At 60.7% G+C, this 15142-nt stretch carries 14 protein-coding genes; 9 read left to right on the forward strand and 5 right to left on the reverse strand.

Features of this window, described 5'->3' with window-relative positions; all coding sequences use genetic code 11:
- Nucleotides 1-516: 516 nt before the first annotated feature.
- Nucleotides 517-1851, reverse strand: a complete 1335-nt coding sequence (locus tag BLW66_RS06980; RefSeq protein WP_089946408.1) for an ammonium transporter — start codon at nucleotides 1849-1851, stop codon at nucleotides 517-519.
- Between the two features lie 24 nt (nucleotides 1852-1875).
- Nucleotides 1876-2214, reverse strand: a complete 339-nt coding sequence (locus tag BLW66_RS06985) for a P-II family nitrogen regulator (protein WP_089946409.1) — start codon at nucleotides 2212-2214, stop codon at nucleotides 1876-1878.
- A gap of 257 nt (nucleotides 2215-2471) precedes the next feature.
- Between BLW66_RS06985 and BLW66_RS06990 the strand changes: the two genes are divergently transcribed.
- On the forward strand, nucleotides 2472-4673 hold the full coding sequence (locus BLW66_RS06990; RefSeq protein WP_089946410.1) for a transglycosylase domain-containing protein: 2202 nt from the start codon (nucleotides 2472-2474) through the stop codon (nucleotides 4671-4673).
- Here the strand turns inward: BLW66_RS06990 and BLW66_RS06995 are convergent.
- Together BLW66_RS06995 and BLW66_RS07000 are read right to left on the reverse strand one after the other, a co-directional pair.
- A complete protein-coding gene (locus BLW66_RS06995; RefSeq protein ID WP_089946411.1) occupies nucleotides 4670-5263 on the reverse strand; it encodes an MlaC/ttg2D family ABC transporter substrate-binding protein in 594 nt (197 codons plus the stop codon). The two genes, BLW66_RS06990 and BLW66_RS06995, sit on opposite strands and share 4 nt — an antisense overlap.
- Nucleotides 5256-5999, reverse strand: a complete 744-nt coding sequence (locus BLW66_RS07000) for an MlaA family lipoprotein (RefSeq protein WP_244508569.1) — start codon at nucleotides 5997-5999, stop codon at nucleotides 5256-5258. Before BLW66_RS07000 ends, BLW66_RS06995 begins: the two co-directional genes overlap by 8 nt.
- Nucleotides 6000-6203: 204 nt before the next feature.
- Here BLW66_RS07000 and BLW66_RS07005 point away from each other — a divergent pair, with 204 nt between their 5' ends.
- From BLW66_RS07005 to BLW66_RS07030, 6 genes are all read left to right on the forward strand, one after another.
- A complete protein-coding gene (locus tag BLW66_RS07005; protein WP_089946413.1) occupies nucleotides 6204-7940 on the forward strand; it encodes a type I secretion system permease/ATPase in 1737 nt (578 codons plus the stop codon).
- Entirely contained in the window at nucleotides 7937-9238 is a 1302-nt protein-coding gene (locus BLW66_RS07010) for an HlyD family type I secretion periplasmic adaptor subunit (RefSeq protein WP_089946414.1), read from the forward strand. The genes BLW66_RS07005 and BLW66_RS07010 overlap by 4 nt, the downstream gene beginning before the upstream one ends.
- 12 nt (nucleotides 9239-9250) lie before the next feature.
- Nucleotides 9251-9715 carry a RidA family protein gene (locus BLW66_RS07015; protein WP_089946415.1) on the forward strand — a complete coding sequence of 155 codons (465 nt, stop codon included), beginning with the start codon at nucleotides 9251-9253 and terminating at the stop codon, nucleotides 9713-9715.
- On the forward strand, nucleotides 9712-10467 hold the full coding sequence (locus tag BLW66_RS07020; RefSeq protein ID WP_089946416.1) for a glycerophosphodiester phosphodiesterase family protein: 756 nt from the start codon (nucleotides 9712-9714) through the stop codon (nucleotides 10465-10467). The genes BLW66_RS07015 and BLW66_RS07020 overlap by 4 nt, the downstream gene beginning before the upstream one ends.
- Before the next feature lie 51 nt (nucleotides 10468-10518).
- Nucleotides 10519-11703, forward strand: coding sequence for a GNAT family N-acetyltransferase (locus tag BLW66_RS07025; protein WP_089946417.1), 1185 nt, complete (start codon nucleotides 10519-10521; stop codon nucleotides 11701-11703).
- Nucleotides 11704-11896: 193 nt separating this feature from the next.
- Complete coding sequence (locus tag BLW66_RS07030; protein ID WP_244508570.1) at nucleotides 11897-12742, forward strand: mechanosensitive ion channel family protein; 846 nt, start codon at nucleotides 11897-11899, stop codon at nucleotides 12740-12742.
- 53 nt (nucleotides 12743-12795) lie between these two features.
- Here BLW66_RS07030 and BLW66_RS07035 read toward each other — a convergent pair whose 3' ends face one another.
- Entirely contained in the window at nucleotides 12796-13284 is a 489-nt protein-coding gene (locus tag BLW66_RS07035; protein ID WP_089946418.1) for a peroxiredoxin, read from the reverse strand.
- 79 nt (nucleotides 13285-13363) lie between these two features.
- Here BLW66_RS07035 and BLW66_RS07040 point away from each other — a divergent pair, with 79 nt between their 5' ends.
- Both BLW66_RS07040 and rsmD read left to right on the forward strand, forming a co-directional pair.
- Nucleotides 13364-14566 (forward strand): NAD(P)/FAD-dependent oxidoreductase, encoded by a 1203-nt coding sequence (locus BLW66_RS07040; protein ID WP_089946419.1) that lies wholly within the window; start codon nucleotides 13364-13366, stop codon nucleotides 14564-14566.
- Entirely contained in the window at nucleotides 14563-15129 is a 567-nt protein-coding gene (rsmD, locus tag BLW66_RS07045; RefSeq protein WP_089946420.1) for a 16S rRNA (guanine(966)-N(2))-methyltransferase RsmD, read from the forward strand. Before BLW66_RS07040 ends, rsmD begins: the two co-directional genes overlap by 4 nt.
- Nucleotides 15130-15142: the final 13 nt, after the last annotated feature.

The following is a 15142-nucleotide window of genomic DNA, read 5'->3' on the forward strand; positions in this document are numbered from 1 at the left end:
GTCCTGCACGTCAGCAGAAAGCGAGGTTATCTCTATACGGAATGCCTAAAATGCGCGGTGCGCGTTAAAGCCTTAGGCAGTGCGAAATTATACCTGTTGTGACAGAACCATTAAGTTCCGTCTGTTCCCGATTATACCGTCAGGTGCGCCACGCGGCGGAGAAATCCTGCTCACTCGTGCAATTCGGTTAGGCGTATTTAGTCACCGCTAGAAGTACTCATTTTGTTCTACACCGTCAACCATTGATGCAAACACGAAAAAACCGCCAAAGTTGGAGTGGGCGCGTCTCTACCCATAAGTAGTTTTTCACCCTTTTGCGTTTCCGCGCAACCTCACGCATTGCAACAATCCAAGAACAGATTCCTCAAAGCGGCCACCCATCTCTCGCACTGCGAACGGCAACTCTGCCCGCATAGCGGACCTCCAAAGCTACAGACGCGCGGTGGGTGTTGGGCCCAACGAAAAAGCCCGAACCGTTTCCGGTCCGGGCTTGGTCTTTGAGTGTTGGCTCGGAGCTTAGTTGGTGAACTCTGGATAGGCTTCCATGCCCAGCTCTGCCATGTCGAGGCCCATGACTTCCTCTTCCTCGGTCACACGGATACCGACTGTGGATTTGAGGATGAACCAGATCACGCCGGAGACAACGAAGGTGAACACACCGACCACGAGGATTGAGTAGAGCTGCACCCCGAGGTTGGCCGCGCTGTTGGTGAAGACAACCGCGATTGTGCCCCAGATACCGGCGAAGAGGTGCACCGGAATGGCGCCGACCACGTCGTCGATTTTCAGCTTGTCGAGGAACGGCACCGCGAAGACCACGATCACACCGCCCACCGCGCCGATCAGCGTTGCTGCACCCAAGGACGGGGTCAGCGGCTCTGCGGTGATGGACACCAGACCGGCAAGCGCGCCGTTGAGCACCATCGTCAGGTCGACCTTCTTATAGAGCAGCTGCGTCAGGATCAGTGCCGCAACCGCGCCACCGGCCGCAGCCGTGTTGGTGTTGGCAAAGATGCGGCTGATGTCGCCGACTTGACCCGCTGTGTTCATGTACAGCTGCGAGCCGCCGTTAAAGCCGAACCAACCGAGCCACAGGATGAACGTCCCCAGCGTGGCCAATGGCAGGTTGGAGCCCATGAAGGGAACCGTGCGGCCTTCTTTGTATTTGCCCAGACGTGGCCCGAGGATCAGCGCGCCAGCCAATGCGGCCCAGCCCCCGACAGAGTGCACAACTGTGGACCCCGCGAAGTCTTGGAAGTCGATCACGCCGTCGATGCCCGGAGCCAGAAATCCGCCGCCCCATTTCCAAGAGGCTTGGATCGGGTAGATGAAGGCTGTGAGCACGATAACGAAGAACAAGAACGGCCACAGCTTGATGCGCTCTGCCAAGGTGCCGGACACGATTGATGCCGTCGTGGCGCAGAACATCAGCTGGAAGAAGAAGTCAGCGCCGACGGACGAATAGGTCAGATCAGGCGTCGCACCTTCCATGCCAACGGGCTCCAAGCTAGCGGTCGAGAACGCGCCGAGGATGCCGTCGATGGTCCAACCGTCGCCTGGGTACATCAGGTTATAGCCGATCAGGTAGTAGGCAATCGCCGCGAGCGAGAACAACGCGATGTTCTTGGTCAGCTGCATGGCCACGTTTTTGGAGCGCACCAAACCGGCCTCCAGCATGGCGAAACCAGCCGCCATCCAGAAGACGAGGAAGCCCGCCACAAGGAACATGAAGGTGTTAAAGATAAAGCCGACCTCGGAGGAGATCGGAAGGACCTCCGCGTCTTGGGCCAGACCCATCGTTGGCAACGCGGCAAGCGCGGCAACAACGGGCAGAGTTCTAGTGAGTTTCATTGGTCAATTCCCCTTTGCGACGCCTTACAGCGCATCTTCGTTTGTTTCGCCGGTGCGCACGCGGACGGCATGCGTCACGTCCAGCACCAGAATTTTGCCGTCGCCGATTTTGTCGGTCTTGGCGGTGGTGGCGATCGTCTCGACGACCTGATCGGCCATCGCGGCGGACACCGCGATCTCCAGCTTCACCTTCGGCACAAAGTTCACGGCGTATTCAGCGCCGCGGTAAATTTCGGTGTGACCGGACTGCGAGCCAAAGCCCTTAATCTCTGTCACCATCATCCCGCGCACGCCGATGGCGGTCAGTGCTTCGCGGACCTCCTCCAGCTTGAACGGCTTGATTGCTGCAATGATCAGTTTCACTGTCTTCCCCTTCGCTTCCGCCCCACAACCCGAGGCATGTCTGACGCCAGAACAGTCGTTAGAGCGGGCCACAGCAACGGAAGCGGCCCTGTTTTTGAGCGAATTGCTGCCTTGCGGCATTATTTTTTGCACAATTTTTAGCCGTTGCTACATTATTGAGCAAAATTGAGACCGATGGTGACGAGACTCCCCCTCCACATCCGGATCGTCCCGACCTATATTGAGGGGAACAAAAAGCAGCTTTGAAGCGCAGGTACATGAGCAACTCCGGACGTAAAAAGCCCACCTTGGTGGCCGATAAGCGCTACACCAAAGCGCCAGCGAAACCCAAACCGAAGGCTACGAAGCCGAAGCCGCGCGTGACCAAGCGCAAGACTGCGCCCAAAAAGCGTGGCCTCATCGGGTGGATCCTGTTCCCGTTTATCTGGACCCTGCGGCTGATCTGGCGGCTGACATGGCGGATCACCGCCGTTGGCGCCATCCTGCTGGCGGCGGCCGTCGCCTATACCTACGCGCAATTGCCACCGGTGGAGCAACTGCTGGACGGGCGGACACGCGGGTCTGTGACCCTATTGGACCGCGAGAACGTCGTGTTCTCGTGGCGCGGCGATAACTTTGGCGGCGCGATCCGTGCGGAGTCCGTGGCCCCTGCCCTGAAGAATGCTGTCGTCGCCACAGAGGACAAACGGTTCTACTGGCACCTTGGCATTTCCCCGCGCGGCATCGCGTCGGCCATGCGCATCAACATGCGCGAAGGCCGCAAGCCGTGGAAGGGCAACGGCGGCTCCACGCTGACGCAACAAACAGCCAAGCTGCTGTGCCTTGGCGTCGCGTTCGACCCGACAAAATGGAAAAACGAAACCGAATACGAGGCGGACTGCCGCCGCACCACCCTTGCCCGCAAAGGCAAGGAGGCGCTGTATTCGATGGCGATGGAAGCCAAGTATTCCAAGAACGATATCCTGTCTATTTACCTGAACCGCGCCTATCTGGGCGGCGGCGCGCGCGGCTTTGAGGCGGCGGCGCAGCTGTATTTCGGACGCAGCGCCGCGCAGGTCAGCATCCCAGAAGCCGCCATGTTGGCGGGCCTGCTGAAAGCGCCGTCGGTCTATTCGCCAACCAACGACCTGCAACGCGCCCAAGACCGCGCCGCCACGGTTCTGAAGCTGATGCGCGAACAGGACTATATTACCTCTGCCGACGAGGCTGCCGCGAATGTCGCGCCTGCAACCCTGTCCAAAGCCGCGCAAGCGCGCGCCGGTGGGTACTTCGTTGATTGGGTGATGGACACCGCCCCCGGCTTCCTGTCGAGCGAGACGACAGAGGACGTGGTGATCCGCTCCACCTTTGACACGCAGTTGCAAAAGGCTGCGGAAGACGCGTTGGACTACGTTTTCGAGAACAAGGTGAGCAAAAGCTCCAAGGCGCAGGCCGCGATTGTGGTGATGTCTGCCGACGGTGCTGTGCGCGCGATGGTGGGGGGGCGTCAGTCCAAAGTGTCCGGCGCGTTCAACCGCGCGGTACAGGCCAAACGGCAAACCGGCTCCGCGTTCAAACCCTTCGTTTACGCCGCCGCGATGGACTTGGGCTTCCAGTACGATTCCGTAGTTGAAGACAAAAAGATCTGCATCAACACGCCGGGCTCCGGCAATTGGTGCCCCGAAAACTACACCCGCAACTTCAAGGGTGACATGACCCTGACCGATGCGCTGGCACAGTCGATCAACACGGTCGCGGTCAGCGTATCCGAGGCCGTCGGGCGCGAAAAAGTGCGCGACGTGGCGGAGCGGTTCGGCATCGACAACGAGCTGGCCGATGGCCCCGCACTGGCGCTCGGCGCGTCTGAAAGCACGCTACTGGAAATGACCGGCGCATATGCGGGCATTCTGAACGGCGGGCGCGCGGTGTCGCCCTATGGCATCCGCGAGTTGCGCCTTAAAGGCGACAGTGACCCGCTTTTGGGGCAGGACGGCGGCTACGGCGAGCGCGTTATTACCGAGAGCGCCGCGAACCAGCTGACCTATATGATGTTCCGCGCCGTGAACGACGGCACAGGCAAACGCGCCAAACTGGATGACCGCGAAGTCGCGGGCAAAACCGGCACAACCAGCGCAGCGAAAGACGCGTGGTTCATCGGCTTCACCGCGCAATATGTGGTGGGGGTCTGGATGGGCTACGACGACAACACGCCTTTGAAAGGCGTGACGGGCGGCGGGCTTCCTGCGGATATCTGGCGCGAAACCATGACGCGGGTGACGTCTGGGCTGCCGGCGGAGCCGCTGCCAATGATCCGCCCAGCCAAGCCGCCGCGCGTGTCACGGCCAGAGCCTGTGCAGCAACCCCAAGTGGCGCAGCGTCCACGCGGGAACGGCAATGGTCAGCAAAATCTGGAGAACGTCACCGAGCAGATCATCCGCGATGTGGGAAGTCTGCTCGGCAAGTTGTTGGGCGGGAATTAACCCAGCTTGTTAAGGTCGGCGGTCAGCGCGCCGATATCGCCGCGGCGCTTATCGAGCATCGCGCCGATTTCGGCCCGCTCGGAGGTCAGCGTGTTCACGCCTTCAATGATGATATTGAAGATCTTCGGGCTGCCGGACTTATCCGACACCAACCACGTCACCTTGAACGGCGCGGACCCGCGCAGCTTGGCGGTCGACTGAACCTCCACGTTGCTTTTGGACGCGCGGGAGCCTTCGACGATGATCTGACCACCCACGAATTCGTGGAACCGCTTGCCGTATTTGCGGGTGAAGTAGCCTTTGAAGGCCTTCACGAATGCGGACACCTCTGCCTTGCTGGCAGAGCGGCGCGCAGGGCCAAGCGTGGTCAGCGCGATGATGTTCACATCAGCGTAGCGTTCAAACACACGCTGAAAATCGCTTTGCATCGCACGCTCCGATTTGCCGGACGCGATGATCTTGTTGATGTCGGCCACGGCGGCGTTCACCAAGGACTCCGCGGCTGAGCCGGAGAGTGCAAAAGCGGGAAGTGGCAGTGTGAGCGCAGCAAGGCTTGCGACAACTGCGCGGCGGGAAAACTTGTTATTCATTTCCGTAGACGTCCTCATAGGGGTCAATGTAATCAGGCTGCGCCCCGCCCGAAAGCTTGAAGCGGCGGCTTTGCAGATACAAAAGCCGCGCTTGGGAGTAGCTGTCCTCGCTCTCATATAGGACAGAATCGATCAAATCCGAATACTGGTAGCGATCACCAAATCGTGCAGCGACACTGGCGCCCGTCGCGGCCGTCTTCAAAGAGCCTTCCGCGCCGAAGTTCAGCGGGTTCATCAGCAGATCCACGATGCGGCCAGCCGCGTGGCGTTCCGTGGACGGACCAACCAACGGCAACTCCAGATACGCACCCTCTGGTGCGCCCCAAACGTGCAGCGTTTCGCCAAAATCAGTGAAGCGGTTGTCCAGCCCCGCGTCGGTCGCCACGTCCAGCACGCCACCGAAGCCGAAGGTCGTGTTTACCAAGAAACGGAACGCGTTGTGCCCCGCGTTCTCAATGCGGAATTGCAGCAGGTTGTTGAGCACCTGCCCCGGCAAATTCAGGTTGGATGCAAAGTTGGACACCCCCGTGCGCACAGGCATCGGCAGCGCCTTGCCGTAGCCTTTGGAGGCGGGGCTAACGAAGGCTTTATCAATGGCGCGGTTAACCGAATGCGTGCCACGGTTTTGCGTCTCAATCGGGTCGTTCACGCCCACGCCGATGGGCGCCGCAGTGCAGCCGGCGACCGCAACAGCCAGCGAAACGGCACAGAGACGTTTGATCAAAACATTTAGCATTCTATCCATCTTTCCCACGTTAGGGTCTGCCAGAGCACGAATATGGCGCTATATGGGCGAATTTTGCAAATCACCAGTTGTTCAAGCCACGTGTTCTCAATCTTTTGGTCATAGAGGACTGAAAGGCACAATCTTGCGTCGTTTTCACCAAACGGTTGCACAACAGTGGCGTAGTTTACGCAAAATGAGGTTACTACAAAACCTATGAGAAAAGAACCAAACCACCTTGGCACCGCAGAGCTGCGCGCCGCCCGTCGCGAAAGCCGCCCGCTTTTCATTGCTGCCTTTGTGTTCAGTATCTTCGTCAACCTGCTGATGCTGACTGGCCCGCTTTACATGTTGCAGGTCTATGACCGCGTGCTCGGCTCGCGCTCCGAGGAGACATTGGCCGCGCTGTCGATACTGGTGGTTTTCCTTTATGCGATGATGGGCCTTCTGGATTACGCCCGTGGGCGCATCCTGTCGCGGATCGGCGCGCGCTTTCAAGACAAGCTGGACCGGCGCGTGTTCTCCGCGATGCTGCGCAAGACCAACCTGATGCCAAAGTCCGGCGACAACAACACGGGCTTGCGCGATCTGGAGGCGGTGCAAACGCTGCTGTCCTCCCCCGCGCTGCTGGCGCTGTTCGACATGCCGTGGACGCCGTTTTTCTTGGCCGCGATCTTCATTTTCCACCCGTGGCTTGGCTATCTTGCCGTGGCCGGTGGCGCATTGCTGATCGTGCTGACCGTGGTGAACCAACGCATGACCCGCCAGCCGCAGATGGAGGCAGGGCTGTCCGGGCTGCAAGCCAACCGCCTGTCCGATGAGATCATGGACGAGACCGAGATCATCGCGGGACTTGGCATGCGCGAAGCCAGCTTTGACCGCTGGCAAAAACTACGCTCGGAATCGCTGTTCAAATCCATGCAGAAATCGGACCGCGCGGGGGCGATCACCGCGACCACCAAAACGCTGCGGCTGTTTTTGCAGTCGGCGATGCTGGGGCTTGGCGCCTATCTGGTGCTGCAAAACGAGATGACGGCGGGCGCGATGATTGCGGGCTCCATCCTGCTGGGCCGCGCCCTTGCCCCCGTAGAAATGGCGATCGGCCAATGGGCCTTGGTGCAGCGCGCGAAAATGGGGTGGGACAGCTTGAAGGCCCTGCTTTCGGAAGTCGCCAACTTACCCAAACGTACCCCGCTGCCCCGCCCCGAGGCGCACCTGCGCGGGGAGCAAGTCACCGTCATCCCCGCAGGGGAACGGCAGGCCACATTGCGCATGATATCTTTTGATCTGCCTGCAGGCCAAGCCATGGGCGTGATCGGGCCGTCGGGCGCAGGCAAATCAACCTTGGCCAAGGCGCTAACGGGCATCTGGCCCACGGCAGGCGGCAAAATTCGGCTGGGCGGTGCGGCACTGGACCAATACGATCCCGACACGCTGGGCAGCCACATCGGATACCTGCCCCAGAAGGTGACCCTGTTTGACGGCACAATTGGCGAGAACATTGCGCGGCTACAACAAAACGCCGACCCTGCCGCGATCATTAAAGCGGCACAAAAGGCCGACGCCCATGAGCTAATTTTGCGCCAGCCACATGGCTACGACACGCAAATATCAGCGACCCGTGGGCGTCTGTCCGGCGGGGAGTTGCAACGCATCGGGCTGGCCCGCGCGCTTTACGGTGACCCCGTTTTGCTGGTGCTGGACGAGCCGAATTCAAACCTCGACAATGACGGCTCCCTTGCGCTCAACACCGCCATTCGCGCGGTGAAAGCCGATGGCGGATCGGTGATCATCATGGCGCACCGCCCGTCGGCCATCGCCGAATGCGAGTTTTTGATGGTGTTGGAGCAAGGCCAGCGCCGCGCCTTCGGGCCGCGCGACGAAATCCTCAAAGGCACCGTCGCCAACCACAAGACCATCACCGAGACCAGCAAACCGGGAGGTGTGACATGAGTGACGCGAAAAAATGGTCCGCCCGCGCACCTATCACATTGGGCCTGCTGGCCCTGCTGATCCTGCTGGGGGGCTTCGGCATATGGGCGGTGCAGGCCAACATCGCGGGGGCGATCATCGCGCCGGGCCGTATCGAAGTCGACCAGAACCGGCAGGTTTTGCAGCACCCTGACGGCGGCGTGGTCTCTGAAGTGGCGGTGCGCGAAGGGCAGCGGGTGGAGAAGGGCGACGTGTTGGTGCGCCTTGATGATACCCGCCTACGGTCCGAGCTGCTGATCGTGGAGGGCCAGCTTTTCGAGATCATCGCCCGCAACGGTCGGCTGAAAGCCGAACGCGACGACGCGGCGGCGATTACCTTCGACCCTATCCTTCTGGACGCCAGCAAAACCCGCCCCCAGCTTCTGGAACTGACCCAAGGCCAAGAACGGCTGTTTGCCACGCGCCAAAGCTCCGCCGCGCAATCCATAGAACAGCTGGAAAAACGCAAAGCCCAGATCGGCAACCAAGTGGACGGCGTGCGCGCGCAGCAACAAGCCTTGGAGACACAGCTGGCGCTGCTGCAAGAAGAGCTAACAGCGCAGCAAGGGCTGCTTGATAAAGGGCTTGCGCAAACCAGCCGCGTTCTGGCGCTGCGCCGCGAAGATGCCCGCCTGCGCGGAACGGTGGGTGAGTTAACTGCCTCCGTCGCGGAAAATGAGGGCCGCATTACCGAGATTGACTTGGATATTTTGCGGCTGGCAACGCAGCGCAAAGAAGACGCCATCACCCAGCTGCGCGACCTGCAATACCGCGAGTTCGAGTTGCGAGAACAACGCTTGTCCCTGCGCGAACGCCTGTCGCGACTGGACATCACCGCGCCGGTTTCGGGGCTGATCTTCGGGCTGACGGTGTTCGCCGAACGCGCCGTGATCCAACCCGCCGAGGCCCTGATGTTCATCGTGCCGCAAGACCGCCCGATGGTTATCACCGGCGAGGTGGAGCCTATTCACGTGGATGAGGTGTATCTGGGGCAGGATGTGACGCTGCGCTTCTCCACATTCGACGCGCGAACCACGCCTGAGGTATTTGGCACAGTGTCGTCGATCTCTGGCGATGCCTTCCGCGACGACACGACGGGCCGCAGCTATTACCGCGTGGAGATGACCCTGAAAGACGGAGAAATGGACCGGCTAGGCGACGTTGACCTTGTGCCGGGTATGCCGGTTGACGGGTTCATTCGCACGGCCGACAGATCACCGATGACATATCTGCTGAAACCTTTTACCGATTACTTCAATCGCGCCTTCCGCGAGACCTGAACGGAGATCATCATGTCGCATCACGAAACCCGCCTTGCCGAAATGGGCGTCACCCTGCCCGACGCCCCCGCCCCCGCCGCCAATTACGTGCCATACGTGGTGACTGGCGACACGGTCTACATTTCCGGCCAGATCAGCCAGAACGAAGACGGTTTTATCACCGGCAAAGTTGGCGCGGACCTGACTGCCGTACAGGGTGCTGCCGCTGCGCGCACCTGCGCAATTTCACTGCTCGCCCAACTGAAAGCAGCCTGCGGCGGCGACCTGAGCCGTCTGGTGCGCGTTGTCAAACTGACGGGCTTCGTGAACTCCACCCCCGATTTCACCGAGCAACCCAAAGTGATCAACGGCGCGTCAGACTTCTTCGTTGATGCGTTGGGCGATGCCGGAAAACATGCGCGCTCCGCCGTCAGCGCTGGCGCGTTGCCCTTCAACGTTGCCGTCGAGATCGAAGGCATTTTCCAGATCAAGCCGTGACCCTGCCCGCCGCGTTCTTTGAGCGTCCGATTACGCACCGCGGGCTGCACGACAGATCGAAGGGGGTGATTGAAAACTCCCTCTCTGCCTTTGAGGCCGCTATCACTGGCGGCTACGGGATCGAACTGGATGTGCAACTGTCCTCCGATGCGGAAGCGATGGTGTTTCATGACTACGACATGGCCCGCCTGACCGGCGAACGCGGCGCGATCCAGACCCGCACCGCAGATGTGGTGCGGGGCATGACGTTGACGGATAGCAGTGACACGATCTTTGACCTTCCTGCGGTGCTGGATCTGGTCGACGGGCGCGTCCCGCTGTTGATCGAGCTGAAGGACCAAGACGGCGCGATGGGGCCAAACATCGGCCCGTTGGAACGGGCCGTCGCGGATGCTCTTCGCGGCTATCAGGGGGAGGCGGCGTTGATGTCATTCAACCCGCATTCCACCAAGGCGTTGGCGCAGCTGGCCCCCGACCGACCCCGCGGGCTGGTGACCAGCAGCTATGACCCCGAGGATTGGGCGCCCCTGCCCGCGCGGGTTTGTGACCACCTGCGCGACATTCCTGATTACGCCGCGAGTGGGTCGTGCTTTATCTCTCATGAAGCCCATGATCTGCAGCGCCCGCGCGTTGCGGAGCTGAAAGCCGAGGGTGCCGCCATCTTGTGCTGGACGATCAAATCGCAAGCGCAAGCCGACGCCGCCCTCGCTATTGCGCAGAACATCACCTTCGAGGGGTTTATCCCCGCTTGACCCTGCCCCCTGAACACCCATCTTACAGTCATGGATGACGGGACCGAAGACATGACGCAAACGCAGGTGGAGATCAGTGTGATCCCCAGCCTGAGCCACGTCGACGCCGCCGATTGGGACGCCTGCGCCTGCCCTGAGGCCGCGGATGGCCGCCCCATTGACCCGTTCACCACACACCGCTTTTTGCTGGCGCTGGAGCAATCGGGCTCCGTCGGGGCAGGAACAGGGTGGCAGCCGCAGTACCTTCTGGCACGGCAAAACGGCAGCCTGATCGGCGCGGCCCCGCTTTATGCGAAAAACCATTCGCAGGGCGAATACATCTTCGACCACAATTGGGCGCAGGCCTATGAGCGCGCGGGCGGCGACTACTACCCCAAGTTGCAAATGGCGGTCCCGCACACGCCAGCCACAGGGCGCAGGCTTTTGGTGAAGCCCGCCCACGCTGCATTGGCGCAATCCGCATTGGTGCAGGGCGCTGTGCAACTGGCCGCGCAGAACCACGTATCGTCGCTGCACATCACCTTTTGCACCGAAGAGGAGGCCGAGGCTGGGACGCAAATGGGGCTGATGCCGCGCCTGAGCCAGCAGTTTCACTGGGTCTCGAACGGCTACAACAGCTTTGACGACTTCCTTGCCTCCCTGTCTGCGCGAAAACGTAAGAACATCCGCAGGGAGCGCGCGCAGGCAGCGGAGTTTGGCGGCACCATCCACGCGCTGACGGGTGACCAGATCCAGCCGGAGCATTGGGATGCCTTCTGGACGTTCTACCAAGACACCGGCGCGCGCAAATGGGGCACGCCCTACCTGACCCGCGCGTTCTTTGACGCGGCGCAGGAGAGCTTGCGCGACGACATGCTGTTGCTTTTGGCGGAACGGGACGGGCATTACATCGCGGGGGCGCTGAATTTTATCGGGCGCGACACGCTTTATGGCCGCTACTGGGGCTGCATCGAGGATCACCCCTGCCTGCATTTCGAGCTGTGTTACTACCAAGCCATTGACTGGGCGATCAGGCACGGCATCACCCGCGTCGAGGCCGGTGCGCAGGGGGCACACAAACTGGCGCGGGGCTATTTGCCGATCGCCACGCATTCCCTGCACTGGATCGCCGACGACGCGTTTCGCGACGCGGTGCAGCAGTTTTTACACGCCGAAAGCGCCGCCGTGGATGAAGATATAGAGGTGCTGACGGACTACGGCCCCTTCAAGAAAACCGCCTCTACGGTCGATCCGTAAGCGCCTGCAAAAATAATTCATAAAAGTCGGGAACCTTCCAGCCTCCCGCAGAGTTGGTACCCCGTGCCGCAACCCATGCGGAAAAGCAGGTCCCGTGTTCCTTAGGGGTCGCACGCTCGGCAAGATATAGCCCCGTTTTTCCCTGACAGACATTTTGCTGGCGCGGGAAACGGACTGATTGCGAGAAAATAACGTGGAAGACCTACTGAATACCGAAGTTTGGAACGGCAAAAGCGTTGCCGACTACCTCACCCTAGACATGATTGTATCCGTTGTTGGCAGCCTTGCCAGCGCGATTGTCATTCTGGTCATCGCTCTTGTGGTGTCCGGCTGGGCCAGCCGCCGCATCCGCACCATTGGCGAGACCCATGCGAAGCTGGACGACACACTGTTCAACTTCCTGTCCAACATCGCCCGCTACGTCATCATGGCCTTCGCCATTTTGTTCGTCCTCAACACCTTTGGCATCCAGACCACATCCATGGTCGCGGCGATTGGTGCCGCAGGTTTGGCGATTGGCTTGGCGCTGCAAGGCACGCTGTCCAACGTGGCGGCAGGGGTGATGCTGATCTTGTTCCGGCCGATCAAGGTCGGGGATTTCGTCGAGATTAACGACAAGAGCGGCACCGTGAAGGATGTAACGCTGAACTATGTGGAGATGGCGTCGCTGTCGAACACCCAAGTGATCGTCCCGAACTCCGAAGTGTGGGGCAACACGATCGTCAACTACTCCGTCTATCCAACGCGCCGCGCGGAATGGACGTTTGGCGTGGGCTACGGCGTGAACCTCGCCAAGGCGGAGGAGGTTATTTTGAGTACCATCATGGCCGACGACCGCGCCCACGCCGACCCAGAGCCGTTTATTCAGGTAACGAACCTCGGCGGCAGCTCGGTTGATTTTCTGGTGCGTGTCTGGTGCGACCGGACAGAATACTTTGCCTTCAAGGCCGACATGACCCGCAAGGTGAAAGAGGCGCTGGATGAGGCGGATATCAACATCCCGTTCCCAACGCGCACGATCATCGCAGAATCGTCGTAACGCAAAAGGCCCTGCCATTATCCGGCAGGGCCTTCGCTTTTGGTCTTGGTGTTTTAGAGGCTGTCGAGCAGCGCCTCGCCGCCGGATACGTCGCAAGCGCCTGGGTTTTCTTCGGCTTGCAGCACCTTCACCACGCCGTCCTCAGCATACATCGCGTACCGCTTGGAGCGTGCGATCAAGCCAGCGGGTGGCGCGTCAAAGTCCATACCGATGGCTTTGGTGAATTCGGACCCTGCGTCGGACAGCATGGTCAAGCCAGCCTCGGTGGCGCCAGTGGCCTCGCCCCATGCGTTCATCACAAAGGGGTCATTCACCGATACGCAGATGATTTCGTCCACGCCTTTGGCGTCAAAATCACCCTTGGTGCGAATGAAGCTTGGCACATGCGCGGAGGAACATGTGGGGGTGTAAGCCCCGGGAACCGCGAAAATCACGACCTTGCGGCCCTTGGTCAGGCTGGACAGTGAAACCGCTTCGGGGCCTTCAGCCCCAAGGCGGATAAGGTTTACGTCGGGCAGCGTGTCGCCAGTAGATATCGCCATGTCATATTCCCTGATTGAGTTATGGTTCCTCCTGCATATAGGCTCCCCGCGAACGCTAGACCAGAAGAAGGCAATCTGAATGAGCCATATTATTGTGATCGGGGCCGGCCAAGCCGGATCATCTTTAACAGCCAAGCTGCGCAATTCAGGCTTCGACGGTGATATCACGCTGATCGGTGCGGAGGCTGTGCCCCCCTACCAGCGCCCGCCGCTGTCCAAGGCTTACCTGCTGGGCGACATGGAGAAAGAGCGCCTGTTCTTGCGACCGGAGAAATTTTACGACGACCAGAACATCACCCTGCGCCTTGGCGCGCCGGTGACCAAGATCGACCCCGCCGCCAAAACGGTAAGCCTTGCGGGGGAGACGCTGTCGTATGACCAACTGGCCCTGACGACGGGATCAAACCCGCGCCACCTGCCCGCGAGCATCGGCGGCGCGCTTAACGGCGTGCATGTGGTTCGCAGTCTGGACGACGTGGACGCGATGGGCGCGGACATGGCCCCCGGAAAACGTGCGTTGATTGTCGGCGGTGGCTACATCGGGCTGGAGGCCGCTGCGGTGGCCTCAAAGATGGGGCTTGAGGTCACGGTAATCGAGATGGCCGACCGCATCTTGCAACGGGTCGCAGCACCAGAGACGTCGGGCTACTTTCGCAAACTGCACGAGGCGCATGGCGTCGATGTCCGCGAAGGTATCGGCCTCGACCGGCTGCTGGGCGAAACCCATGTCAGCGGCGCGCGCCTGACCGACGGCAGCCAGATGGACGTGGATTTGGTCATCGTCGGTGTTGGCATCACCCCCGGTGACGCCTTGGCGGCGAACGCAGGGCTGACCATCAACAACGGCATCGAGACCGACGCGCATGGCCGCACCTCCGACCCGAACATCTGGGCAGCGGGCGACTGCGCCTCCTTCCCGTGGCAGGGTGGGCGGATCCGGCTGGAGTCTGTGCAGAACGCCATCGACCAAGCCGAACTGGTTGCCGAAAACATCATGGGCGCGGGCAAGGACTACGTGCCGATGCCGTGGTTCTGGTCCGATCAGTATGACGTGAAGCTGCAAATCGCGGGGCTGAACACCGGCTACGACAAAATCGCCGTGCGCCACACCGACGACGCGGTGTCCTACTGGTACTACAAGGGCGATATCCTGCTGGCCGTTGACGCGATGAACGACCCGCGCAACTTCATGATCGCCAAACGGCTGATCGCGGCGGGCAAAAGTCCCTCTGCGGATGCTGTGGCCGACCCCGACACCGATATGAAAGCCCTGCTGAAATGAGGATCATCGGCGGCATCCACCGCTCCATTGCCCTGACGCCTGTTGGCAAGGGCGATGAGGCGGGACACCTGCGCCCGACCACCGACCGCATCCGCGAAAGCCTGTTCAACGTGCTGGGCGGCGGTCGCTTCGGGGATCCGCTGGACGGCGCACGTGTGCTGGATCTGTTCGCGGGAACCGGTGCTTTGGGGCTGGAAGCTCTGTCCCGCGGGGCCGCGCAAGTGTGCTTTATCGAGAAGGGGCGCGCGGGCTACAAAATCCTAAGCAAGAACATTGCCAAGCTGCGCGCGGCGGAAGTCACCAACGCTCTGACATGGGACGCCACGCGTCTGGCGGCCAACCCGTACAAGCCCTTCGACTTGGTGTTCCTTGACCCGCCTTACGGCAAAGACCTTGGCGCAAAGGCCCTGACCTGCGCCAAGGAACAAGGCTGGATCGCGGATGACGCGCTGATCGTCTGGGAGGAAGAAACCCCGCAGGCCGCACCGCAGGGATTTAACGTGCTGGAGCATAAGAAATACGGCTCCACCCACATCACCTTCCTAGGCGTTGCCGACACTTAGGGCATAAAAAAAC

The sequence above is a fragment of the Litoreibacter albidus genome, assembly GCF_900107015.1.
GTDB classification, from domain to species: domain Bacteria; phylum Pseudomonadota; class Alphaproteobacteria; order Rhodobacterales; family Rhodobacteraceae; genus Litoreibacter; species Litoreibacter albidus.

Excerpts from the sequence above, each read along its gene's own strand:
- BLW66_RS06980 (WP_089946408.1), bottom strand. The coding sequence starts at position 1,851 with ATGAAACTCACTAGAACTCTGCCCGTTGTTGCCGCGCTTGCCGCGTTG.
- BLW66_RS06990 (WP_089946410.1), top strand. The coding sequence starts at position 2,472 with ATGAGCAACTCCGGACGTAAAAAGCCCACCTTGGTGGCCGATAAGCGC.
- BLW66_RS06995 (WP_089946411.1), bottom strand. The coding sequence starts at position 5,263 with ATGAATAACAAGTTTTCCCGCCGCGCAGTTGTCGCAAGCCTTGCTGCG.
- BLW66_RS07000 (WP_244508569.1), bottom strand. The coding sequence starts at position 5,999 with ATGCTAAATGTTTTGATCAAACGTCTCTGTGCCGTTTCGCTGGCTGTT.
- BLW66_RS07005 (WP_089946413.1), top strand. The coding sequence starts at position 6,204 with ATGAGAAAAGAACCAAACCACCTTGGCACCGCAGAGCTGCGCGCCGCC.
- BLW66_RS07010 (WP_089946414.1), top strand. The coding sequence starts at position 7,937 with ATGAGTGACGCGAAAAAATGGTCCGCCCGCGCACCTATCACATTGGGC.
- BLW66_RS07015 (WP_089946415.1), top strand. The coding sequence starts at position 9,251 with ATGTCGCATCACGAAACCCGCCTTGCCGAAATGGGCGTCACCCTGCCC.
- BLW66_RS07025 (WP_089946417.1), top strand. The coding sequence starts at position 10,519 with ATGACGCAAACGCAGGTGGAGATCAGTGTGATCCCCAGCCTGAGCCAC.
- BLW66_RS07035 (WP_089946418.1), bottom strand. The coding sequence starts at position 13,284 with ATGGCGATATCTACTGGCGACACGCTGCCCGACGTAAACCTTATCCGC.
- BLW66_RS07040 (WP_089946419.1), top strand. The coding sequence starts at position 13,364 with ATGAGCCATATTATTGTGATCGGGGCCGGCCAAGCCGGATCATCTTTA.
- rsmD (WP_089946420.1), top strand. The coding sequence starts at position 14,563 with ATGAGGATCATCGGCGGCATCCACCGCTCCATTGCCCTGACGCCTGTT.